The sequence below is a fragment of the Alteromonas sp. KUL150 genome, assembly GCF_009811475.1.
Taxonomy (GTDB): domain Bacteria; phylum Pseudomonadota; class Gammaproteobacteria; order Enterobacterales; family Alteromonadaceae; genus Alteromonas; species Alteromonas gracilis.
In genome coordinates this window covers 49,574-74,098 of sequence record NZ_BLIJ01000055.1, presented here as the reverse complement: position 1 = coordinate 74,098, position 24,525 = coordinate 49,574, and the positions used below count along the sequence as shown (strand labels likewise).

The 24,525-nt window shown below is 45.1% G+C and carries 21 protein-coding genes; 8 read left to right on the top strand and 13 right to left on the bottom strand.

The window, feature by feature from the left end:
• Window positions 1-228: 228 nt before the first annotated feature.
• Window positions 229-1,197, top strand: coding sequence for an integron integrase (locus GVO62_RS13125; protein ID WP_159119625.1), 969 nt, complete (start codon window positions 229-231; stop codon window positions 1,195-1,197).
• 71 nt (window positions 1,198-1,268) lie between these two features.
• Here GVO62_RS13125 and fadA read toward each other — a convergent pair whose 3' ends face one another.
• Together fadA and fadB are read right to left on the bottom strand one after the other, a co-directional pair.
• Window positions 1,269-2,432, bottom strand: coding sequence for an acetyl-CoA C-acyltransferase FadA (gene fadA / locus GVO62_RS13120; protein WP_159119624.1), 1,164 nt, complete (start codon window positions 2,430-2,432; stop codon window positions 1,269-1,271).
• A gap of 18 nt (window positions 2,433-2,450) precedes the next feature.
• Window positions 2,451-4,601 carry a fatty acid oxidation complex subunit alpha FadB gene (fadB, locus tag GVO62_RS13115; protein ID WP_159119623.1) on the bottom strand — a complete coding sequence of 717 codons (2,151 nt, stop codon included), beginning with the start codon at window positions 4,599-4,601 and terminating at the stop codon, window positions 2,451-2,453.
• A 495-nt stretch (window positions 4,602-5,096) separates the two neighbouring features.
• On the opposite strand from fadB, the gene GVO62_RS13110 reads away from it, so the two are divergent.
• From GVO62_RS13110 to GVO62_RS13100, 3 genes are all read left to right on the top strand, one after another.
• On the top strand, window positions 5,097-7,160 hold the full coding sequence (locus GVO62_RS13110) for a transglycosylase SLT domain-containing protein (protein WP_159119622.1): 2,064 nt from the start codon (window positions 5,097-5,099) through the stop codon (window positions 7,158-7,160).
• 171 nt (window positions 7,161-7,331) lie between these two features.
• Window positions 7,332-8,663, top strand: coding sequence for a Xaa-Pro dipeptidase (gene pepQ, locus GVO62_RS13105; protein WP_159119621.1), 1,332 nt, complete (start codon window positions 7,332-7,334; stop codon window positions 8,661-8,663).
• Window positions 8,664-8,967: 304 nt separating this feature from the next.
• The gene (locus GVO62_RS13100; protein ID WP_159119620.1) at window positions 8,968-9,684 is read left to right on the top strand and encodes a ZIP family metal transporter; all 717 of its coding nucleotides are present in this window, start codon (window positions 8,968-8,970) and stop codon (window positions 9,682-9,684) included.
• 181 nt (window positions 9,685-9,865) lie between these two features.
• On the opposite strand, the gene ispB is transcribed toward GVO62_RS13100, so the two are convergent.
• The gene (gene ispB, locus GVO62_RS13095; RefSeq protein ID WP_159119631.1) at window positions 9,866-10,840 is read right to left on the bottom strand and encodes an octaprenyl diphosphate synthase; all 975 of its coding nucleotides are present in this window, start codon (window positions 10,838-10,840) and stop codon (window positions 9,866-9,868) included.
• 809 nt (window positions 10,841-11,649) lie between these two features.
• On the opposite strand from ispB, the gene rplU reads away from it, so the two are divergent.
• The 4 genes from rplU to folA all read left to right on the top strand — a co-directional run bounded on the left by rplU (window position 11,650) and on the right by folA (window position 14,486).
• Window positions 11,650-11,961, top strand: a complete 312-nt coding sequence (rplU, locus tag GVO62_RS13090; protein ID WP_105930829.1) for a 50S ribosomal protein L21 — start codon at window positions 11,650-11,652, stop codon at window positions 11,959-11,961.
• Between the two features lie 15 nt (window positions 11,962-11,976).
• Window positions 11,977-12,234, top strand: coding sequence for a 50S ribosomal protein L27 (rpmA, locus tag GVO62_RS13085; protein WP_012517170.1), 258 nt, complete (start codon window positions 11,977-11,979; stop codon window positions 12,232-12,234).
• A 257-nt stretch (window positions 12,235-12,491) separates the two neighbouring features.
• Complete coding sequence (gene cgtA / locus GVO62_RS13080; protein ID WP_105930828.1) at window positions 12,492-13,670, top strand: Obg family GTPase CgtA; 1,179 nt, start codon at window positions 12,492-12,494, stop codon at window positions 13,668-13,670.
• A gap of 327 nt (window positions 13,671-13,997) precedes the next feature.
• A complete protein-coding gene (folA, locus tag GVO62_RS13075; protein WP_159119630.1) occupies window positions 13,998-14,486 on the top strand; it encodes a type 3 dihydrofolate reductase in 489 nt (162 codons plus the stop codon).
• Window positions 14,487-14,706: 220 nt separating this feature from the next.
• On the opposite strand, the gene rpoS is transcribed toward folA, so the two are convergent.
• From rpoS to GVO62_RS13025, 10 genes are all read right to left on the bottom strand, one after another.
• A complete protein-coding gene (gene rpoS, locus GVO62_RS13070) occupies window positions 14,707-15,699 on the bottom strand; it encodes an RNA polymerase sigma factor RpoS (RefSeq protein ID WP_105930826.1) in 993 nt (330 codons plus the stop codon).
• A 71-nt stretch (window positions 15,700-15,770) separates the two neighbouring features.
• Window positions 15,771-16,640 (bottom strand): peptidoglycan DD-metalloendopeptidase family protein, encoded by an 870-nt coding sequence (locus GVO62_RS13065; protein WP_159119629.1) that lies wholly within the window; start codon window positions 16,638-16,640, stop codon window positions 15,771-15,773.
• Window position 16,641: 1 nt separating this feature from the next.
• Window positions 16,642-17,220 (bottom strand): YqaA family protein, encoded by a 579-nt coding sequence (locus tag GVO62_RS13060; protein ID WP_159119619.1) that lies wholly within the window; start codon window positions 17,218-17,220, stop codon window positions 16,642-16,644.
• On the bottom strand, window positions 17,217-17,852 hold the full coding sequence (locus GVO62_RS13055; protein WP_159119618.1) for a protein-L-isoaspartate(D-aspartate) O-methyltransferase: 636 nt from the start codon (window positions 17,850-17,852) through the stop codon (window positions 17,217-17,219). The genes GVO62_RS13060 and GVO62_RS13055 overlap by 4 nt, the downstream gene beginning before the upstream one ends.
• 77 nt (window positions 17,853-17,929) lie before the next feature.
• Window positions 17,930-19,015, bottom strand: coding sequence for a tRNA pseudouridine(13) synthase TruD (truD, locus tag GVO62_RS13050; RefSeq protein WP_159119617.1), 1,086 nt, complete (start codon window positions 19,013-19,015; stop codon window positions 17,930-17,932).
• Window positions 19,012-19,485 carry a 2-C-methyl-D-erythritol 2,4-cyclodiphosphate synthase gene (gene ispF, locus GVO62_RS13045; RefSeq protein WP_105930821.1) on the bottom strand — a complete coding sequence of 158 codons (474 nt, stop codon included), beginning with the start codon at window positions 19,483-19,485 and terminating at the stop codon, window positions 19,012-19,014. The genes truD and ispF overlap by 4 nt, the downstream gene beginning before the upstream one ends.
• A complete protein-coding gene (gene ispD / locus GVO62_RS13040) occupies window positions 19,485-20,231 on the bottom strand; it encodes a 2-C-methyl-D-erythritol 4-phosphate cytidylyltransferase (protein WP_159119616.1) in 747 nt (248 codons plus the stop codon). Before ispD ends, ispF begins: the two co-directional genes overlap by 1 nt.
• Window positions 20,232-20,236: 5 nt before the next feature.
• Complete coding sequence (gene ftsB / locus GVO62_RS13035) at window positions 20,237-20,527, bottom strand: cell division protein FtsB (protein WP_105930820.1); 291 nt, start codon at window positions 20,525-20,527, stop codon at window positions 20,237-20,239.
• 98 nt (window positions 20,528-20,625) lie between these two features.
• Window positions 20,626-22,341, bottom strand: coding sequence for a TIGR03545 family protein (locus GVO62_RS13030; protein ID WP_159119615.1), 1,716 nt, complete (start codon window positions 22,339-22,341; stop codon window positions 20,626-20,628).
• A gap of 422 nt (window positions 22,342-22,763) precedes the next feature.
• On the bottom strand, window positions 22,764-24,386 hold the full coding sequence (locus GVO62_RS13025) for a methyl-accepting chemotaxis protein (protein ID WP_159119614.1): 1,623 nt from the start codon (window positions 24,384-24,386) through the stop codon (window positions 22,764-22,766).
• Window positions 24,387-24,525 lie beyond the last annotated feature (139 nt).

Genomic DNA, 24,525 nt, shown 5'->3' with positions numbered 1-24,525 from the left:
TAGCACCTAACAATTTAGTGTAAGGAAAAAATCCTTTATGCAAGGTGGATAATTTCCGTATATCACTTTTACAATCTTATTACCTTCGCATAGAAATACACTTTCATCAATAACCTACACTTAGTAACTGAAAATACTGTACTTAAGTACGGAATCTTTCCTTTTTATTTTACGGTCGAGCCAAAAACCGTAATTCTGTATTTATTTACAGTAATAAAATTCAAAAAAATGAAATCAATGTTTATGCAAATGGTGATAGAGCATATGTACAACCGTCGCTATGCAAAGCGTTCGATAGAACTCTATAGCAAATGGATCATAAGCTTTATTCGCTTTAACAATAATAGGCACCCTTCTGAAATGGGAGACAAAGAAGTTGAAGTGTTTCTGTCTCACTTAGTAAACGCTAAAAATGTAGCTCCTGCCACTCAGGCGAGCGCGCTAAATGCGTTGGCCTTTTTATATCGCGATATATTGGAGCGCCCGCTTTCTTGCGAACTTAACTTTGTTTCAAGTCGCAGGCAGGCCAAACTTCCAGTTGTATTAACACAGGAAGAGGTCGTCTCTCTTTTTGAGCAAATCCCTGCCAACCTAAAATTACCTATATCCTTATTGTACGGAAGTGGTTTAAGACTAATGGAAGCGGTTAGGCTACGAGTTAAAGACATTGATTTTGACTACAATGCTATTCGCATTTGGGATGGAAAAGGCGGCAAGCATCGCATTGTAACGTTGGCTGCTGAGCTAAAGCCGGCCCTCACACGGCAAATCGCGATGGTAGAAAACTTCTTGGCGGCTGATCTTGAGAACCCGAAATACGCGGGGGTTTATCTACCTCACCGGCTGCGTTTGAAATACAAAAACGCGCCCAGAGAGTTAGGCTGGCATTATTTATTTCCCTCTTCTCGGTTATCTGTCGATCCTGAAAACAAAAGAGTGCGACGGCACCATATTGATGAGTCGAGTATACAAAAAGCGATACGCAATACTGCTAAAGCCTGTGACATTAAAAAGAAAGTTACGCCTCACACGCTGCGCCACTCTTTTGCAACGCATTTGCTGCAATCTGGGGCTGATATTAGAACGGTGCAAACACAATTAGGACATTCAGACGTAAAGACTACGCAAATTTATACTCATGTGCTTCAGCAAGGGGCGCAGGGCGTGGTAAGTCCTTTATCTCGCGTTTTGAAGTAACTTGCACAGGCAAATTACAGTCAATAAAAAAGGGCCCGAAGGCCCTTTTAAACATTTAGCTATTTAAACGCTTATACACGCTCAAATACGGTAGCAATACCTTGGCCTAAACCAATACACATAGTCGCTAAGCCTAGGCTTACGTCTTGTGATTCCATTAGGTTGATAAGCGTACCCGAGATACGTGAACCAGAACAACCTAGAGGGTGACCAAGTGCAATAGCACCACCGTTAAGGTTAATCTTAGTATCTAGGTGGTCCATCCAACCTAGTTGCTTAATGCACGATAGTGCCTGTGCCGCGAACGCTTCGTTAAACTCTGCAAGTTCAATATCGTCCATAGTAAGGCCAGCGCGCTTAAGGGCTTTTTGTGTTGCTGGAACTGGGCCGTAACCCATAATTGCTGCATCACAACCAGCCACAGCCATTGCGCGAATTTTCGCACGTGGCGTTAGGCCAAGCGCTTTCGCACGCTCTGCTGACATAAGTAGCATTGCAGATGCACCATCAGACAGCGCAGAAGATGTACCTGCAGTAACAGTTCCGTTTACTGGGTCGAACACTGGGCGAAGTGCCGCCATGCTCTCAACCGTGCTTTCTGGGCGTACTACTTCATCGTGGTCAATTAGCTTTAAAACGCCGTTTGCATCGTGACCTTCAACAGGCACAATCTCGTTAGCCCAGCGGCCTTCAAGGTGTGCTTTGTGCGCTAGCTGGTGCGAGCGCGCGCCAAAGGCATCTTGTTGCTCACGAGTAATACCGTTTTGGCGGCCAAGCAGCTCAGCTGTCATACCCATCATACCCGACGCTTTTGCTGTGTACTTAGCAAGGCCTGGGTGGAAGTCGATGTTGTAGTTCATCGGTACGTGACCCATGTGCTCAACACCACCAATCATGTAAATGTCACCACGGCCGCTCATGATGCCGCTTGTCGCATCGTGAAGGGCTTGCATTGATGAACCACATAAACGGTTAACCGTTACCGCGCCTGTTGTGCGTGGAATTTGTGTTAGTAGTTGCGCGTTACGTGCAACGTTGAAGCCTTGTTCTTTAGTTTGCTGAACACAGCCCCAAATGATGTCTTCAATTTCCGCTGGGTTTACGCCAGGGTTACGCTCTAGTAGCGCGGTCATTAGCGCTGCAGATAAGTCTTCTGCACGCACATTTCTGAAAACACCGTTTTTTGAACGACCCATAGGGGTACGTACGCAATCGATTACGACCACTTCTTTCATTAGTTTTTCCTCCGGGTCTTATGCGAAATAGGATTTACCAGAAGCGGCCATTTCACGAACGCCGTCTGAGATCTGGTAAATAGGACCAAGTTCAGCGTACTTGTCTGCCATAGCAACAAAGTTCGCCAAGCCAATGGTTTCAATCCAACGGAAAATACCACCGCGGAATGGAGGGAAACCTAAGCCGTAAAGTAGCGCCATATCTGCTTCAGCTGCGCTATCTACAATGCCTTCTTCCAGGCAGCGAATTGCTTCGTTTGCCATAGGGATCATAAGGCGTGCAATAATGTCGTCAGCTTCAAAGTCTGTCTTCTCAGCTACGTGTGGCGCCATTAGTGCATATGCTTCTTCAGCTGGTGTTTTAGACGGCTTGCCGCGCTTATCAACACCGTAGTTGTAGAAACCTTTACCGTTCTTCTGACCTAAACGCTTCTCTTTATAGAACAAGGTTACAGGGTCGTTGTCTAGGCGAGCCATACGCTCTGGAATACCCGCTGCCATAACGTCTGCCGCGTGATCGCCAGTGTCGATACCTACAACGTCCATTAGGTAAGCAGGGCCCATTGGCCAGCCGAAGATTTTTTCCATTACTTTATCAACCGCAACAAAGTCTGCGCCGTCGATAAGAAGTTTACTGAAGCCCGCAAAGTATGGGAACAATACGCGGTTTACCAAGAACCCTGGGCAGTCGTTAACCACAATAGGGGTTTTGCCCATTTTAAGGGTAGCGGCTACTACTGCATTGATGGTTTCTTCAGAGGTTTTTTCGCCACGAATAATTTCAACAAGCGGCATGCGGTGCACTGGGTTGAAGAAGTGCATACCACAGAAGCGCTCAGGCTTGTCTAAGCTTTCAGCTAGCTGGTTGATAGAGATAGTCGACGTGTTTGAAGTGATGATAGCGTCGTCTGCTACATTGTCTTCTACTTCTTTAAGTACAATACCTTTTACTTTCGGGTTTTCTACAACTGCTTCAATGACAAGGTCTGCATCTTTAAGTGTACTGTACTCAAGGGTAGGCGTAATAGCGTTAAGCGTTTGCGCCATTTTAGTCGCATCGACTTTACCGCGCTGCATACCTTTACCAAGAATTTTCGCTGCTTCTGAAAGACCAAGGTCTAGTGCGCCTTGATTGATGTCTTTCATGATTACCGGTGTGCCTTTCACTGCGCTTTGGTATGCAATACCGCCGCCCATGATGCCTGCACCTAGTACAGCGTTAAGCTTAGACTGCTTAGTGGCTGCTTTTGCTTGCTTTTTACCTTTGCTTTTAACTAGCTGGTCGGCAAGGAAAATACCAATTTGTGCTTTCGCAGCGTCGGTTTTCGCAAGGGCCACAAAGCCTTCGTTTTCAAGCTTAAGTGCACCTTCACGGTCTAGGCCCGCTGCTTTTTGAACAGTCTCAACCATTTTGTGCGGAGCTGGGTAGTGTTTACCGGCTTGAGCAAATACCATGGCTTGTGCGGTAGAGAAACTCATCATGGCTTCGTTTTTGTTTAGCTGTAGTGGAGCTTTCTTAACTGCTCGACGTGCTTGCCAGTCAAATTTACCATCAGCGGCGTCTTTCACCATTGAAAGTGCACCTTCAACAAGTGCTTCTGGTGCTACTACTGCATCAACTGCACCTTCAGCAAGGGCTTTTGCACCTTTTCTGTCGCGACCAGTCGTCATCCACTCAAGGGCGTTATCTGCACCAATTAGGCGAGGTAGGCGAACCGTACCACCAAAACCAGGCATAAGGCCTAATTTAACTTCTGGTAAGCCAATTGAAGCTGTCGTGTCTGCAATACGCATGTCACACGCCAATGCCATTTCACAACCGCCGCCTAGCGCGAAACCGTTAACTGCAGCGATGGTAGGGAAAGGTAGGTCTTCGAAGCGGTCAAATACTTGTGACGTATTAGCAACCCACTGTAGTACTTCAGCATCGTCCATGGCAAATAAGCCAGTGAACTCGGTGATATCAGCACCTACGATAAATGCAGATTTTGCGCTGCGAACTACTAAGCCTTTAATGTCGCCTTTAGCAAGTAGGGCTTGAGTTGCTTCATCAAGTTCTGTCACCGTTTGGCGGTCGAACTTGTTTACTGAACCTTGGGCGTCGAATACCAGCTCAGCAAAGCCGTCATCTAACAGGCTGACGGAAAGACTTTTGCCTGTGTATATCATTATCATCTCCTTCGGCATTGGCCAGGATGTTAGTGAACTAATCCAACTGAATTGTAGGGTCGTATGCATTCACTAACGCGTTAGGGTGGCTAGATTCTTTACAAAGCCACACAAAATTTCAACAAAAAATCAAACAATCGTTTTATTTTGTCTAAGGTAGTGGTCCGATGACTTAAATTCAAGTGCAAATGTCAAATTCAAGCTTCATTTCGGCAATGGTGGTTGTATAATGAGCATAATTGGTGCAAAGCGCCAATCCAGCAAAAGAATAATCTACAATCATGTCAACTATGCGTGTAAAGCATAGCTAACGACAGCTGGCACAACATCTTCATTGGCAAGGAGCCAGGCTAGAGTTCTCCTTTCGTTTTTAAAACGTGTGTGGTCTTTTAGTCGCAATGCTGCTTTTTCAGCAACATTTTACAATTAGCTCGTTATGGCAATGTCGCCAACGCTCACAGGCGTTCGAGTGTAGAGCAGGGTAGGAGTTCTATTGTGTCTGATTTTTATTTTAATTCGTGGTTAGGTCGGCGTTCGCCGGCAAATATAAAGAAAACGGCCGCCATGTTCGCAGGGGCCTTTGTCGGTTCACTTTTTTCACTTCTTTCTCTCAGCGCATGGGCTTCACAGCCGTTAACGCTTCCCAATGATATTTTTGAACAAGAGCGCGCTCGCTATCTAGATGTCGAGAAAAAGTTATTAACCTATTCAAAGCGCAGCGTTCAGCATCTCGATAACGATATTTACGATTTAGCACACTATCCACTTTACCCTTATTTGTTGCGCCTTAAACTTGAGCGCACGATGTCAATAAGAACAAAGCGCGAGGTTAAGCAGTTTTTAGAAGATTTTGATGGGCAGCCTGTTAGTTATGGTGTGCGTTATAAATGGCTTAACTACCTAGCGAAAAACGATTATCGCAGTACATTTTTAGAAAACTACCGTTCGGGTATGGGCGCAAGGCTCACATGTATCGCGTTAAATTATCGCTTAAAAGAGGGGGAAAGCGAAAAGACTGTTTTACATGACGTTGACGCACTTTGGCTTCATGGTCAGTCTCAACCCGAGGAGTGCGATCCGCTTTTTGCTAAGTGGAAAAAAGCGGGCATGATGACACCTGAAATGGTAATCAAGCGCATTGAAATTGCTGCGAAGGAAGATAACCGAGCTATTATTTCTTATCTTAAGCGCCAATTATCTAGTGATAAGCAGTACCTTGCAGACGCTTGGTTATCTGTCACTCGAGATACAAGCCGAGTCAATAAGACGGCGCTTTTTCCCCTAAAAAACACATCGCATGAAGCAGAAGTCATAGTCTGGGCGGTAGAAAAGCTTGCGTGGCGAAACCCTGATTTAGCAGGCAAAGTATTTACCCGCTACAACGATAAAAAAGTCTTTTCGAAAGCACAGCAGCACGTTATGCGAAGAGCAATAGCGCTTAGCTACACTTTAGACCGTCTTCCTCAGGCTCATCATTGGTTAGAGCTTGCCGATATCGATGGCGCTAGTGAAGATATAAAACTCTGGCACATTTCCCATTTACTTCGCACGAAAAAATGGCAAGAAGTGGTGGATGTTATTGATAATGCGCCAGCAAGTTTGCAGCGAGAGGAAAACTATCGCTACTGGAAGGCCCGTGCCCTAGAGGCGCTTGGCCAAACTATGCAAGCAACGGTGCTTTACAAAGAGCTTGCCCAAGAGCGTCATTACTACGGTTTTATGGCGAGCGCGCACATTGGCGAAATTCCGTCGCTAGTGCATACCCCAGCGCCAAGAGATACGGCAGCCATCGCTAGCGTGGCGAAAACCCCTGCGACCATGCGCGCGGTTGAGTTTTTTAGGCTAGACAGACCTACAGAAGCACGCAGAGAATGGTATTATTTGCTTGCCCACTTACCCGACTCGAAAGTAACCGACGCGGGCATATTAGCTTACGAGTGGGGGCTGTACGATCAGGCTATCACCAGCTTTGCACGCAGTGGCTACTGGGATGACGTCGAGCGTCGATTCCCGCTGGCCTTCAACGATGTATTTAGTGAAAAGTCCGAGGCATACAGCATTTCAAAGTCGCTTGCTATGGCGATTGCACGTCGTGAAAGCTCGTTCAGAAGCGACGCTATATCGCCGGTTGGCGCCGCAGGTTTAATGCAGCTTATGCCAGGTACAGCACGCTACGTGGCAAAAGAAAAGGTGAGCAGAAGCGAGCTATTTAAGGTAAATGACAATGTAGAGTACGGCGTTCAATACATTCGTTATTTAATGGATAAGCTCAATAACAATCCCGTACTGGTGTCAGCCTCTTACAACGCAGGATGGCGTAAAGTGTTGGAATGGCTGCCCGCGAATGAATCCCTCCCTGTGGATATTTGGATAGAGAATATCCCCTATAAGGAAACCCGTGCTTACGTGAAAGCGGTAATGGCGTATCAACACATTTACGACCAGCAGCTAGGTGGAAACGAGAATGTCTTCCCTCAACTCACTCGCGATATGATCCCTTCGGCCGATGCGGTAAGTACTCATCCGGTAACGGGAACACTGCAACTGGCGCCACGCTAGCGATATACAATTAGGCACGCTTAAACGCGCCGTTACGAATATATCGCTTTAACGTGTCGGTGGCCTTAACCTGTAAACCAGGTAATAAGCGAGGCATACATGCATGTCATGTAAGCCTCGTGATACACTAAATTCGTGTTCTACCTAACGACTAAAAAGATAAGAGGGGCTATGTCGCAACATCAAGTAACCTACCAACAGCATATCGAAGAGCTTCAAACTCGAACTCGCGAAGCACTTCAGCGAGAAGGACTAGATGGATTAGTTATTCACTCGGGGCAGGGCAAGCGCCTTTTCTTAGACGACAACCACTATCCGTTCAAGGTAAACCCGCAGTTCAAAGCGTGGGTACCTGTCATCGATAACCCTAACTGCTGGCTCGTGGTTAATGGTGTAGATAAACCTACGCTTATTTTTTATCGTCCTGAAGATTTCTGGCATAAGGTGCCGCCAGAGCCAAATGACTTCTGGACTGACAGCTTCGACATTAAACTACTTCAACAGGCCGATGCGGTAGAGAAATTTCTGCCTTACGATAAAAGCCGTTTTGCCTATGTAGGCGAATATATTGAAGTGGCAAAAGCGTTGGGTTTTGACAATGTAAATCCAGACCGCGTGTTGCATTATTTGCACTATCAACGTGCTTATAAAACCGACTATGAACTTGACTGCATGCGTGAAGCTAACAAGCTGGCGGTGGCAGGTCATAAGGCCGCTGAGCAAGCCTTCCGTGAAGGCAAAAGCGAGTTTGATATCAATCTTGCCTATGCTGCAGCAAGCCGACAAGGTGACAACGACGTACCATATACCAGTATTGTGGCACTTAACGAGCATGCTTCAATTCTACATTACATGCAGTGTGATACCGTAGCGCCAAAAGAATCGCGTTCTTTTCTGATTGATGCGGGTGCGAATTATCATGGCTATGCGGCAGATATTACACGTACTTACGCTCAAGAAGATGTTCATAACTCAGCGATGTTCCGCGACCTCATTCAAGCGGTAGATAAGGTAACGCTGACTCTAGTCGATTCGTTGAAGCCGGGTGTAGCTTACACTGACATTCACTTGTTAGCCCACGATGGCATTGCGCAAATTCTTCACGACACCGGCATGGTGAATTTAACGCCACCTGAAATCGTGGAAATGGGGATTACGCGCACGTTCTTCCCACACGGCATTGGCCACTTCTTAGGCCTTCAAGTTCATGATGTAGGTGGGCTGGTAAATGATGACAGGGGCACGCCTAAGCCTGCTCCTGAAGATCACCCATTCTTGCGATGCACACGCATGGTCGAGGCCCGTCAGGTGTTCACAATTGAGCCAGGCTTATATTTCATTGAGAGCCTTCTGCGCGACCTTAAAGCGACGCCCGCGTCTAAGTATATTAATTGGAATACCATTGAGGCGTACAAGCCATTTGGCGGCATTCGCATTGAAGATAATGTTATTGTACACCGCGATAAAAACGAGAACATGACCCGAGATTTAGATTTAAACTAAGGGGCAATCTGTATCTCGTTGTTAGCGGGTAAATATTGTCATAGTGATATCAAAGAGCAGCGTGAAGCTGCTCTTTTTCGTTAAGCTCGCAAGATTTGATAAGAGTGATTAGAGTGATAAGTCTCAGATAATTGCCGATGGTTTGTAATGGCAGTCATTTCTTAAATAAAAAGTTGAGATGTGGCGTCTGTACATTGGGCGCATTGCGTGCGCAATTGGCCGTTAACGTTATCTTTTATGTAAACTATTGATGCTGTTATAAGTAAACAATGGTAGATAGTTTAAATAGTTGAAAGGAGTCTTTATGCCACAAGGTGACATTGTAGGTTTACTAATAATGGCAACGGTAGCGGGTCTTGCTATGCCTGCGGGGGCAATGTTAGCCACGTACAAAGGCATTCAGCCCAAGTGGCTAGAGAAAGAATTGCGACATGGAATTTTGGCCCTGGGCGCTGGCGCACTAATTTCAGCGGTGGGTCTTGTGCTTGTGCCCGAAGGAATAAAAGACGTATCAGTCTTTACCGCCATATTGTGCTTTGTTGGCGGTGCTCTTGCTTTTATGACCCTTGATATCTATTTAGCCAAAAAGAAAACTGCGGGCAGCCAGTTAGCCGCCATGCTTAGCGACTTTGTGCCCGAATCAATTGCTCTTGGTACTACCACTGCGCTGGGCGGAGGCACCATGTTATTAGGTCTATTAATTGCTGTTCAAAACCTGCCCGAAGGGTTTAATGCTTACCGAGAAATGCTGCCTAAAAATAAGAAGCGGAGCACAAAGCTCATTGTAATCTTTGTGCTGATGGCGTTACTGGGGCCTCTGTTTAGCCTGCTCGGGTTTTATTACCTTGCGCAGTTCCCCGTGATCATGAGCGGCATCATGCTATTTGCCGCAGGCGGTATTTTGTACTCGGTATTTCAAGATATCGCACCGCAAATTCGAATGGAAAATCATTGGCTGCCGCCATTGGGTGGTATTCTTGGTTTCTTGGTGGGGATGATTGGCTTTATGCTTGAAGGCTAACCTGTCAAAAATGGGGTTAGCCTAAACTTCGCTGTAATATTTATTTGATGCAGAAAAAATGTTTACTAAAACGGCTTGTTAAAGCACCAGAGATGTTTTGTGTACCAATAAGTGTGAAAGCCCACGTTTTGTATTTTTTCTAAGTTTAACAGCAAAAAAGGCGTGTTAGTTACCACACGCCCTAGCTTGTGCGCTCAATTGAAATATGCGCCAGCGCAATAAGCGCCTCTTTGTACTCAGAGTCGTTAATGGCATTTAAGCTATCTATGGCCATTTGCACTTCTTTTTGCGCACACTCGCGTGTGTAGTCTAACGCGCCGGTTTCTTCCATAATGCGTTGAATGCGCGTTAAATGAGGCAAACCATTGCTCTGTTCGATGGCTTCTTGAATCAGTACTTTATCTTCTTCATTTTTCGCATGCCACATGGCGTAAAGTAATGGTAGCGTCGGCTTGCCCTCTGCTAAATCGTCACCGGCATTCTTACCCATTTCTTCACTGTCTGCCATGTAGTCAAGAATATCGTCAGCTAGCTGGAAGGCGGTACCTAGGTGTTTGCCGTACTCTTGCATCGCGTGCTCAATATGCTCATCTTGATCAGTAAGCACTGCAGCAAGTTGAGTCGCAGCCTCAAATAAGCGGGCTGTTTTACCGTAAATGACGTCGAAGTAACGAGCCTCTGTCGTACTTGCATCATTACAGTTCATCAATTGCAGAACTTCGCCTTCAGCAATTTGATTTGTGGCTTCCGACAATATTTCCATTACGCGCATGCGCTTAAGGCTCACCATCATTTGGAAGGAGCGGGTGTATAGGAAATCGCCGACTAAGACCGAGGCTTGATTACCGAAAATAGCATTGGCCGTTTCTCGGCCTCGTCGCATGGTTGACTCATCAACCACATCATCGTGCAAAAGAGTAGCGGTATGAATAAATTCAACAATAGCTGCAAGCGTATGATGGTCGTTATTATCGATACCCATTGCCCGGGCACTCAACACGGTAAGAAGTGGGCGTAAGCGTTTGCCGCCACTGTTTACAATGTAAAAACCAAGCTGATTGATAAGGGCAACATCAGAGTCGACTTGTTGTTGTATCAGCTGGTTGACCGCCTGCATATCGTCATTAGACAGGGCGCGGATTTGAACTATATCCATAGGCATGGCAATAAATACTTACTCTTACGTCTTGGGCAATAATTTAAACGCGATTGTACCTTAATCACCTATACTATCCACCAAATTGTCTTAAAAAATGACGGCTTAACGTTTTTGCGTGTAATTTTTAAAATACGATTAGCCAAAGGCCTTATCTCGTATCCCTTCTTTTAAAATCCAATTTCATTTAGTTTAAGTCATTACGCGCTTATTTTGAGAGCCCACATACTATATTTTATGTTTTTTAGGCGCTTTCCATCATTTTTAAAGGCAAAAGCATATTTTTGATAAAAGTATGGTGCCTCATGTAATTTGAAGAAATGCAGAAGTTTGTCGGCATCGACAATATGTGTAGTAAAGATCGGCTTAAGCGTTAGGGCAACGGCGATGGCGAGAAATTAAAACTGCGATAGCGTGATAGGAAGCTGATTGATATAAGGAGGTAATGCGATCTCAACGTGGGATCGTAAATAGATCGCCATTATCTTTGTTTCAAGATTACCCGATCCGCGACGCGGGATCCCACGCGTTTTCCATACGATGTTAGCCAATAAAACCCGCTCAAAGCTCGATGTTTTCTTTCTGAGATTTCGAAATTAAGTTTCATTTTCTAAAAAAAATTGATGTTTTTTCAATGATTATGCGCATTTGAAGCTGCATCAAATAAGCAATTGAGGCATAATTCGCCCCATGTTGGAAAAATAATCATTTTTTCTGCGAATCGGGCTTGTGATTTACGGATGTTTCACGTACAATTCGCGCCCTGTTTTTTGAATTGAAGCGTCAGTGGACGCAGAGCGGAGTTAACTATGTACGCGGTTTTCCAAAGTGGCGGTAAACAACACCGTGTGGCCGAAGGCCAAACCGTTCGTCTTGAAAAAATCGAAGTAGCCCCAGGCGAATCGGTTGAATTTGACAAAGTTTTAATGGTAAGCAACGGTGACGACGTAAAAATCGGCACACCAATCGTTGCTGGTGGTAAGGTGACAGCTGAGGTTGTTACACACGGTCGTGGCGATAAAGTAAAAATCGTTAAGTTCCGTCGTCGTAAGCACTCTCGTAAGCAAGCGGGTCACCGTCAGTGGTTCACAGAAGTGAAAATCACTGGTATCAACGCATAATAGGAGCACGAACACATGGCACACAAAAAAGCTGGTGGTAGTACCAAAAACGGTCGTGATTCAGAGAGTAAACGCCTAGGTGTTAAGCGCTTTGGTGGCGAATCTGTTCTTGCTGGTAACATCATTGTTCGTCAACGTGGTACTCGTTTCCACGCTGGTGACAACATGGGTATCGGTAAAGACCACACGTTGTTTGCACTAAAAGACGGTAAAGTTCAGTTCGACGTTAAAGGACCGAAAAACCGTAAGTTTGTAAGCATCGTAGCTGAGTAAGCGCGAAAGCTTCTCGCCGAACAGGCTTAGAAAAACCCCGCGCTTGCGGGGTTTTTTGTTTTGTGAAACCTTTCTTTCTTTTTCTGTTCTTATTTAATAGCGTTTAAATTCAATGATGAGTTCACGCTATACAAGGTTTTAGTTTTCGATTTTAAGAATACTGAGCATACACGAAAGCGTCATTGAGCATTTTGGTGTAAACTTAGTGTTCGCATTATTAAGTTAATAACCCACGGCATTAAAGCCCGGAGTGATAAATGAAATTTGTAGATGAAGCTGAAATTCGCGTTGAAGCCGGTGACGGTGGCAACGGTACAATTGGCTTTAGAAGGGAAAAATACGTACCTAAAGGTGGCCCAGATGGTGGCGACGGTGGTGACGGCGGCAGTGTATTCTTACAAGCCGATGAAAACCTAAATACATTGATCGATTATCGCTTCGAGCGTTTTCACCGTGCAGAGCGCGGGCAAAACGGCCAAGGCGGAAACTGTATTGGTAAAAAAGGTAAAGACCTTACCGTTATGGTGCCTGTAGGTACGCGTGCTACTGACAGTGACACTGGCGAGGTATTAGGCGACTTAACTCGTCATGGTCAAAAGCTTAAAGTGGCGCAAGGCGGTTTTCATGGTTTAGGTAATGCTCGTTTCAAAAGCAGTACTAACCGTGCTCCACGTCAAAAGACTAACGGTACGCCGGGTGAAATTCGCAACCTTAAGTTAGAACTTATGCTTCTAGCAGATGTAGGTTTGCTTGGTATGCCTAACGCGGGTAAATCAACCTTCATCCGCTCTGTATCGGCAGCTAAGCCGAAAGTGGCTGACTATCCGTTTACTACGCTAGTGCCTAACCTAGGCGTGGTTCGTCAAGATTCACAGCGCAGCTTCGTGATAGCCGACATCCCTGGGCTTATTGAAGGTGCGGCAGACGGTGCTGGGTTAGGTATTCGCTTTTTGAAGCACCTTGAGCGCTGTCGTATATTGCTTCACATTGTCGATATTTTCCCTGTTGACGAAACAGATCCTGCGGAAAATGCAAAAGCTATTATCGAAGAGCTACAGAAATACAGCCCTAAACTGGCTGAAAAGCCGCGCTGGTTGGTATTTAACAAGGTAGATTTGCTACTAGAAGAAGAAGCAGAAGAGCGCTGTCAGCACGTTATAGACGCGCTAGAGTGGAAAGGTCCGGTCTATCAGATCTCCGCGTTTCAAAAAATAAACCTCGATCCGCTTTGTAACGACGTGATGAACTTCATCGAAACGCTTCCTGTTGAGATGGAAGTAGAAGAAGAGAAGAAAGAAGTAGAATTTAAGTGGGATACATACCACAAGAATACGCTTGAGGCTCATGACGAGTTTGAAGATGGCTTAGGTGACGATCTCGATGACGACGACTGGGATGAAGACGACTACGATGTTGAAGTAGAGTATCGTCGCTAAGATACAGTCGCTGAAAACGAAACATCGTTAAGGAATCGTTTTCAAACTGCACTTACATTCGCCAGGTACAGGCATTGCATTTAATTCAAAAAATGCAACACCGATAAAGCTCGCATATTTGCTCTTGCAAATGCGGGCTTTTTTTATATATATGGGAAATTCTCTTTGCTGCGTCACCTCGATGTAGAACCACTATACCTACGGTAACACGCCGCGATTGCGAACATTTTAAATCTCGCTGAGTGGGTACTTATCTATACGGATTGGTATTATACTGCCAACGCTTTAACTTGAACTTAGCGTGAAGGTAGAAAAATGAAAATAGCAATGATTGCTGCAATGGCTCAAAACAGAATTATTGGTGCAGATAATGATATGCCGTGGCATTTACCGGCTGATTTAAAACACTTTAAAGCCATCACGCTTGGTAAAGCGGTGATCATGGGGCGCAAAACTTATGAATCTATTGGTAAAGCACTGCCTGGCAGGCCAAATATTGTTATCACGAGCAACAAAGACTATAGCCTATCCGACGCAACCGTTGTTGATTCACCCGAGTCAGCCTTCGAGGTAGCCAAAGCACTTAGCAATGGCGTTGAAGAAATAATGGTCATTGGTGGTGGCACCATCTACCAGGCTTTCTTAGATAAAGCCGACACCTTGTATTTAACCCATATTGAGCTTGACGTTGCGGGAGATACTCAGTTTCCAGACTACGAAGCATCAGCAAATTGGAGCGAACTATCAAAAGAACACCATAGCGCTGATGAAAAAAACCCACATGACTACACATTCGTAACGCTAACAAGAGCGTAATCGAGAAGATATAAGAGCGTCGCGCTTTTATATAATCAGGGGCGTTAGCCCACATATAGATCAAAGCAATAGATTGACGTTTCTCGCAAAAGTAGTGACGTAAAGTGAAACACGTATTGGTGTGCGTTAGGCAAGTTTGTTCACGTTTGATGAAAAAATGCCAGTGTCGTAGGGCTCTCACAAACCTTACAACACTGGCATTTTATGTAGTGCGCAGTTGCTACTTCATTTGGTCAAACAAGTTCTCTAGTGAAAGGCCTTGATGACCCAGCATATCGCGAAGACGACGAAGTGCTTCCACTTGAATTTGACGCACACGTTCGCGTGTTAGGCCAATTTCCGCACCTACATCTTCTAATGTTGAGGGCTCGTACCCCATCAGGCCAAAACGTCGAGCTAATACTTCTCGTTGTTTAGGGTTTAGCTCTTCAAGCCAATTCACAATATTACTTTTAATATCAGAGTCTTGTAAGCTTTCTTCAGGACTGAACTCTTTTTCATCAGCAATGATATCTAGTAGCGCTTTATCGTTTTCTCCGCCAATTGGCGTGTCGACCGATGTGATACGTTCATTCAAACGAAGCATCTTTGTAACGTCTTCAACGGGCTTATCAAGGGCTGCTGCAATTTCTTCTGCAGTTGGCTCATGATCAAGCTTTTGAGAGAGTTCACGGGATGCACGTAAATAAACGTTTAGTTCCTTCACTACATGAATAGGCAAACGAATAGTACGTGTCTGATTCATGATTGCGCGTTCGATGGTTTGGCGAATCCACCATGTGGCATATGTTGAAAAGCGGAATCCACGTTCAGGATCAAACTTTTCTACAGCACGAATTAGCCCTAAGTTACCTTCTTCAATTAAATCGAGAAGTGCTAATCCACGGTTGTTATAACGGCGAGCAATCTTAACAACAAGGCGAAGATTACTTACAATCATTCGTTTACGAGAGGCTTCACAGCCTTTCAGTGAGCGGCGCGCAAAATAAACTTCTTCTTCTGCGGTTAGCAATGGTGAAAAACCAATCTCGCCCAGATAAAGCTGTGTGGCATCTAGGTTTTTAGGTTGGTCATCCTGACTAAAAATGGCTTCATCATTTTCTAGGTCAGCGTCGTTTATTAAGGTTTCGTCAGCTTTTATATCAGCTGGCATATCGATGACTTCTAAGTCATCTTGAGGTTTTGATTCTAAGGCTTTGTTTGACTTACCCATGGTGAATCTCCTGCTACAAGGTTTACCTTATGACGTATCTCCTTTGTCTTTATTGTTATTATTTATTTTTATTATTTTAATGTTGGCAGGTATTTCATAGGGTCTAATGATTTCCCTCTATACCTAACTTCAAAATGAAGTTTTACCGAATCTGTTCCGCTGTTACCCATCGTTGCAATTTGCTGCCCCGCAGACACCCATTCTCGTTCTTTTACTAAAATAGTGTCGTTATAAGCGTAAGCACTTAAAAAGGTATCTGTATGTTTTATTATTACCAGATTACCGTAGCCGCGAAGTGCACTTCCTGAGTAAACAACTTTTCCATCTGCTGCCGCTAATACCTTACTTCCTTTAGCACCAGCAATATCAATTCCTTTGTTACCTGACTCCGACTTACTAAAGGTACCGACAAGTTTACCTTTTGCGGGCCATACCCACCTTTTGACTTTGTCTGGAAAACCTGCTGGTGCTTGTTTTTTGACACCACCTGTCGGCTTCTTGACAGTCTTAACGTTTTGTGGTTTAACATTTTTTTCACTTTCAACATACGCCTGTGGAGCAGGGCGGTCAACCAAACTTTTGTCTACTTTTCTTGTGGTCGGAGGTGTTGACTGATTGGTCTTGTGTGCTCTTTGCGAGGGGGATCTAGCGATATCTAGTCTGGGCGATAACCTTAATGTTTGGCCCGGGAAAATAGTGTAAGGGGCTGATAAATCATTGTATTTTGCGATGTCGCGGTAGTCATTACCCGTATACCAAGCAACGGCAAACAGGGTGTCTCCCCGTTTAACTTTATAGGTGGGTTTGATGTACTCTTCGCTGCCATCGGGAACTTGACTATTTAAAAGAACTACAGGGGCAGGTGCTGTGCGCCCTGCACAGCCAGCTACCCATGTGCTAACGAATAATGCCAACCCTAAATATAGCAGTTGCCTGTGCATGTCATCGCAGTAGTAGATAAGCGGTGATTGCAAGCGCAACGACAATCCAGCCAAGCACCTCAACATATTGTCGTAGCTTTTGTTCCATGGCTGCGCCACCCCATCGCATCAGCGCTGCGACAAGGAAAAAACGGGCTCCTCGCCCCACAGCTGAAGCAATGACAAAGGGCAAGAACGCCATTTGCAAAAAGCCTGCACTTACCGTAAAAATTTTATAAGGAATAGGAGAGAAGCCGGCAAGAAAGACGACCCAAACGCCATAATCTTTAAACCACTGCATGGCGGTATCGATTTTGTGCGTATAACCCCAGTTCTTAATTAGCGGCGAAAGCCATGCGTCAAACGCGAAATAACCTAGCCAATAACCGGCAATGCCACCCAAGATAGATGCAATGGTAGTAATAAAGGCAAATTGCCAAGCCTTATTTGGCTGGGAAAGCGCCATTGGTGCAAGCATCACATCCGGTGGAATAGGAAAAAATACGGATTCCGAGAAGCTTAACCCACCTAAATACTTGGTTGCGTGACGATGTCGCGCCCAGCGCAATGCCATGTCATAACATGGCTCAAAAAGCTTCACATTAGCTCTCCTGCTATAAGAGGAACAAATCGAACCGATTCTATGGTCGATGTTTTTAGTTCACCCTCAATCCTGTCAATACAAAGCAACGATTGCTGTTCGTTACCTACGGGTATAATTAATCGCCCACCTTCTTTTAGCTGATCACACAAATCTTGCGGAAGACTAGCTGCTGCTGCAGTTACAATAATGGCATCATAAGGCCCTTTCGATTCCCAGCCCTTCCAACCATCACCATGTTTCATTGCAATATTGTGAAGGTCGAGTTGATTCATTCGACGTTTCGCATGAAATTGAAGAGACTTTATACGTTCAACGCTAAACACTTTAGCAAAAAGCTGCGCAAGGATAGCCGTTTGATATCCCGACCCCGTACCTATTTCTAGCACTTTTTCAGGTTTGTTGGGGCTATCAAGCAGTAGCTCGGTCATTTTCGCAACAATATAAGGCTGCGAAATAGTTTGACCTTGGCCTATCGGTAACGCGGTATTTTGATAGGCCTTGTGTTTAAGCGCATCGGGAAGAAAGCTCTCCCGCGGCGTGCCAGCAATGGCGTTTAGCACTGCCTGCGAACGTATTCCCTCGTTATAAAGCAGTTGTGCTAACGCGTCTCCTTTTCTAGAAGCTCTCATGATGTTGCGTACTTTCCTTTATTCTTATTAACAGCTACGCGAGATATGAATGGTTGCGCGCCACGCTTACTCGTTTTTTAAACCCTATTAATGGGGGATAAGGTTTCCACACATTCCCTAAGGACTGACGTTGCAAAACAGCCGCTAGGAAGCGCAAAGGAGATAGTAAATGTATCACCCTTACTCTGCCATTCAAGCTGTGAAGGCCAAATTTTTATTGCTCGACGTTCTTGCTCAACGCCGCATTGGCTCAAAAAGTCGATAACTTCACTATTTTGTTCAGCTACCGAGTGCTCGAGGGTTAATGCGTCTGTTTGACTAACGAGCGCACCTTTACCCCAAAGCGGTGCAGAGGGGCACACGTCTTTCGCGTCAAAACGAGCCTGCGCGTCTTGTTGCTCTTGCGAGCCTGTCGGCCCATTATTTATAAAAAAGCTATTTGAACCGCTAAGAACTAAAGCATCACCTTGGAGCACGCTGTCAAACAGACCTTGTTCTAAACGGGCAGACAACATCTCGTTGAATAACCAACTACGCAGCGCAGAAAGTGCCATAGAGCGTTTATTGCGGTGCCTGATGGTTTCGCCATTTACCATGCGTTCGGCCATGACAAGATTACCACCTCGTTGAACCTCACCCATATCATTTAAACGCATAACGCCGAAACGCTGTTCACCATAGTAATTGGGGACGCCGTGCTTTTCAATTTCTCGCAGGCGCTCCTCAATCGCTTCAGGATGCAGCACCTGACGTAACGTAATGGTAAAGTGGTTACCTTTTAATTGACCTGTACGTAGTTTTTTATTGTGGCGTATTTGTTTTAGTACTTTAACGCCTTCTAACTCAAAGTTGCTAAAGTCAAAATCCGGTTTGCCCGGTGCGTGAATACCGAACCACTGCTGAGTAACCGCATATTTGTCTTTGCGACCAGCGTAGGTTATTTGGCGCAAAGGAAGATTTACGAAGCGAGCCAGTTGCTCAGCAACAAAAGCGGTATTGGTATTCGTTTTTTCAACAAATACGAATTGATGTTCGCCTTCACCGCACGGCATATAGCCAAGGTCTTCTACAACTTGAAAGTCGTCAGCTTGAAATTTGAAAATGCCCGTTGATACAGGTTTTGCGTAATAATACTGCCAGTGGTCAGTGTGTAGCGGCTTCATAGTTTTTCCAGTAGTACTACAGCATGGGCGGCTATGCCTTCTTTGCGCCCAGTGTAGCCTAGCTTCTCAGTAGTGGTGGCTTTAACATTGATATCGTCAAGGTTTACGTTACAGTCCTTTGCGATAATTTCACGCATATGGCTTATATGTGGCGCCATTTTAGGCGCTTGGGCGACAATTGTCATATCTGCATTGCTGAGTCTGTAGCCCTTTTCACTGACTACATTAACGACATGACGGAGCAGAACGCGACTATCTGCACCAGCGTATGCTTCGTCAGTATCCGGGAAGTGCTTGCCAATATCTCCTAGTGCTGCGGCACCTAACATGGCGTCGCAAAGCGCATGTAGAAGTACGTCACCATCAGAGTGCGCAACGAGTCCCTGTTCATAATCAATGCTCACTCCACCAATTGTGATGGGGCCATCGCCACCAAATTTGTGTACATCAAAACCGTGTCCAATTCGCATTATGATTGTGCCTTTTGATTTCTCGCGCTATCACTTTTTTCTGTAAAGCTGTGTGCGCTAAATTTTTGCTTAAGATAAAATTCTGCCAAAGGGAGATCTGCCGGGTGCGTAATTTTGATATTCGCCGGGCTCGCGTTTACCAATGCCACCTTGTAACCCGCAAGCTCCATCGCTGATGCTTCGTCAGTAATATTAGCGCCGCGCGCTAATCCATCTAAAAGAGCAGCCTTTAGCCATTTTGCAGGAAAAAACTGCGGTGTGAGAGCATGCCACAAGCCATCCCTATCTTCAGTATGAGAAATCACATTGCCTGAAGAGGCAACACGTTTCATGGTGTCTCTAACTGGTGTAGCTAAAATACCGCCAGCAACGTCTTTGCTGTCCATTAATGCGATAAGAGAAGTAATGTCGGTATCTTCCACACAGGGTCTTGCGGCATCGTGTACCAAAGCCCAGTCGTTCTCACTTAGCATCATGATGCCGTTAAGCACACTATCTGCACGTTCTTTTCCGCCCTCAACAACGCGAATAGGCTTATCGCGTAATTTATAACTATCGAAGTAGACGTCGCCTGGACTTATTGCAACGACAACGTCGTCAATCTGCGGATGCGCCAATAATGCGTCAATCGTGTGTTCAAGGATCGTTTTGCCATTTAACGTGAGATACTGTTTGGGGCGGTCAGCTTGCATTCGGCTGCCAACTCCTGCTGCGGGGATGACCGCAACAACGCGGGGAGATGTCATTTTTTTCACTTAGAATCTGCGGGCAAAATACGGTAAAAGGTTTCTCCCTTTTTAATCAGCCCTAGTTCGTTTCGCGCCCTTTCTTCAATAGCCTCTAACCCTATCTTTAAATCATTGATATCGGCTTTGAGTAAGGCATTGCGTTGGGCAAGGTTCGCGTTTTGAAGCGCTTGCGATTGAACTTCTTGTTTTCGGTTGAAATAATCGGGAATACTGTTTTTTCCAAACCACAGTCTGTATTGCAGTAAACCTAACAGTACTAACAATACAATAGGAAGCCATTTACCTTGTAACACAGATTCACCTGACTATATGGTTGAGCGGAAAAAAACAGAGGCGCGATGCCTCTGCTGTGTCTTATTATGCCGCGAAGCGGCGTTGAGTCAAAGGTGCTTTACTCACCTTGCCCCAATTTCCCTTTTAATTTATCCAGTAATTTGTTTTTTTGCTGATCTACAACATTGCTAAGCTGCGCTTGAAGAAGCTCTTGAAGCGCGGCGCTGTCGCCTTGGGCTGCGCTCAGCATACTGTTTACATCAACGAGTTCACCAGATAAAAGCGATTGCTCGCTGCTAATCATGCTGTTGAGTTTGTTGTTAAGTTCATCGAGCTTATCTTTTTGGCTGCCGGTTAGCTGTGAAAGCGCCGCCTTAGCCAACTTGTTGTCAAGGTCAGACTTTATATTAAAGTCGGGGTCTGAAAGGGTGCCATCAAGCAACATGGTCATATTTAAACTCGTGAGAGTTTGAAGCGCTTGCGCGATAGCGCTGGTAACGTCGCTTGTACCTGTTGCTTCCATAACAAGCTGCTCAAGGTCAACTTCGCCTGTACCAGTAAGCATGTTATCAGTTACTTTCATCGAGCCATTGGTTTTCATCAAGGCAGACTTCAGCACAGCATTTAGCGTTTCATTGCCGCTGAATGGAATGTCAGACATATTTACACCGGCTAATTGCCACACTTGGCTGGCATCAACACCGTTGCCGTCAATCCAGAATTCACCGCTAGAGGTAAATGATTTTAATAAGTCTCCCGCTGCCTCAATAGTAAAGGTAGTAGGGTTGCCAAAGACTTCGTGAACGTTAGTAATGTTATTCCACTTACTGATAATAGATTCGTTTTGCCATAGCACTGACACGTTCGCTTCTTTTACAAGAATTGAGGGCACTTCGGTAGGTGCTTCGCTTTTTTCTTCCCCTTGAATGAGCGGCATCACGATTTGCATTGCAGACATTAAGTATTCGGTGTATTCGGCGGCTTTATCGCCAAATACAAAATAGGTAACCTGAGAAAGGGCAGCTTGATCGCCAGCTATAACACCTTGAAGCAGGGCGTAATCTTCTTGCGGGGCTTTTTTAAGTGCCTCAACACTCTCGCTTAATGCTTTCTTGGCGTCGCTGGCTTTTTCAGTAAAGTTACTTATAAGCGCGCGATCGGCCTGCATTTCTTCTTTCAACTTGTCGAATGCCGACTTGGCTTGTACCAATGCTTGCGGGTCTTTGTAGTTGGTCTCTTTCAGTTGTGCGACCTGAGTTTTATAGTATTCAATGCGTTTTTTATCAGGAAGTGATTCGTAGTCAGCTTTAAGGCCTTCACCATAAGTAGCGTAAGCAGCTTTGGCGTTTTCAATCGCCGCTGTGGTTTTTAATGGATTTCTAGCAAGTAGCTCATCTACCGTGGGGACAGCCTCTTTCGCTTTTGCTTTAATTTCGTTAAACGACAATGAGCGCTGTGGGACGCGATAAACCTCGCCTTGTGAAGGGCGCTCGGTATCGAATTGTACCTCTAGCAGGTTGAGATTGTTTACGATAACTTGATCATCAAGCAGAGGCTTTAATTCTACATCGGCATTAGCCTCGCCTACGAACACTTGATTGTGAGAAGGCTTGGTAGGGTTAGTTAACGCAATACCCTTAAGTGTAACCGTTGTGGGAAAAAGGGAGTGGTCGAATTCATCGATATTAACTTCAGCGCCATAGGACTCGCCCAATTTCGACTCAAGAATCGACTTAATAATGGTGTTGGCAAACAAAAAGTACACAAGGAACAACAACACAAAAAAACCAACAACCCACAGTAAAATAGGCTTACCCTTTGAACCACTACTCATATTTCAACTCCTTGATATTAAAGCACTTGGCAACTTTTGCTTTTGCACTTCATTTTTTGCGCTTGCTCTTGAAATCGTCAGAAAGCGTGCGAAAGACCGCTAACATTGGTTCCAATCAGTGTAATGCAGACAGCAGCAATCTTCCATACGTAGCGAGCATACAGAATGTTTAATTGAGCGGTTATTTTGCAATCAACACTGTAGAGCTTGATTACGACATATCGTTTTTCAAATTTGAAATGCTTGAAGTTGCCCTACAACTTGGCGCTGAGGTAGCCTATTTAACATAGGAAGCGGTGTGTGAGGCAGCCTTTACTTATCGAAAGTAAAGGCCAGCCACTTTTTAGACTTTTATTATTAAAAATATATCTACTCTGCATCGGTCAAGCGTTCTTCCATAGCGAACGCTAATATCACACGATTTATAATTTAAAGCGGTTTGCAATATCCATGATCGATAAACAACTGCTGCGTAATGCCTGACTGGCGGCCGCTAATTCGTCTGCAGTGCGCAGGCTAATATCAGCAGCACCCGATAGCGCGTTAATACGCATGTTGGCCTCGGTAGCGGCCTCTGCCTGTTGCTCAGTGGCTCTTGCTATCTCGCTACTCATATCAGCAATCTCTGTCATTAAGCGGTCGGCTTCTTGCAAGTTTATATTTGCTTGAATGGCATTATCAACGGTTTTGGTAGAGGCTGTTTGACTGACTTTCACAGCGTCTACTGCGCTTTTCGCGTTGCTTTGTAATTTTTCAATCATAGCCTGTATTTCATCGGTACTTTGACCTGTGCGACTGGCTAGTGTACGAACTTCATCGGCGACGACAGCAAAACCTCTACCTTGTTCACCAGCCCGGGCCGCTTCTATAGCAGCATTTAAAGCCAGTAGGTTGGTTTGTTCAGCTATACCCCGAATTACATCAAGCACCGCCCCAATACTTTCTGTTTGTGCAGCCAGCTCAGTTACCACACGGCTAACACTTTCAATATCAGAGGTTAATGAGCGAATGTCTTCTACAGTGCTATCTACTACCGCTGCACCCTGTTGCACATTTGTTCTTGCGCTGCTAGTACTCTTCTCGGCTGAATCGGCATTGCTACTCACGTCATTTATCTGCGTTGTCATCTCTTCCATTGCCGCAGCAACTTGAAGCATATTTTCGTTCTGTGTTTGGGCCTGCGCGTTACTGTTTTGACTGGACGACTCTACTAACTCTGCCTGCTGAGTGAGCGAATTAATGTTTTCACGAATACCCAATAAGGATTGACGCATTTTTTCAGTATATTCATTAAAGTAGCGTGCTAATCGCGTAATTTCGTCTTGCCCTGATTCTGGCAGAGAACGGGTTAGGTCACCTTCACCTTGCGAGATATCCTTCATCCGTTCTGTAACTTCTTGAACCGGTTTTACAATACTGCCGCCAATAACAAAAATAAGCAGAACCACTAAAATAATACTCACCACACAGAATACAATAATGACGTTACGCAAATGGGCGTATTCTTTTTCAAGATTTGTCAGATAAATCCCTGAACCTACCGTCCAACCCCACGGTTTAAATTCTTTCACGTAAGAGATTTTATCTGTTGGGACTTCTTCACCTGGGAGTGGCCATACGTAATCAACGAAACCGTCGCCTTGCGCCTTTACCCTTTGTGCCATTTCAACAAAAAATGGCTTTCCGTTGCCGTCTTTGAAAGTGCGTAGATCCTGCCCGTCGAGCGCTGGCTTGATTGGATGCATAACCATGGAGGGGGTTTGATCTTGGATCCAAAAGTAGTTGCTGCCGTCGTATCTGAGGGCTTTGACGGCGGCGAGTGCCTGACTTTTAGCCGTGTCTTCAGCTACACCCTCTTGCTCAGCAAAGCTGGCGAGCATAGTGTGAACGACTTCGACGAGGTGCTGATTTTCATCATATGACTTTTGTTTTAGAGCTTCGTAGTGCCTGTTTAAAACCAGCGCTGTAAGTAAAACAAATAACAGCGTGATGAGCGCTGCGATGATACCTAGGCGCTGTATCAAACTAAATTTTCTTAACCACATAAGGCAAAACCTAACTATTAATTCTAGTTTTACCTAAGTGTAGACGTTTTTTTATTAAATGCTTTTTTCTAACAGCTTAAAAATACGTGTCTAAAATCATATGTTTTTTACAATTTAAAGGCTTCGTGAAGCAGTAAGA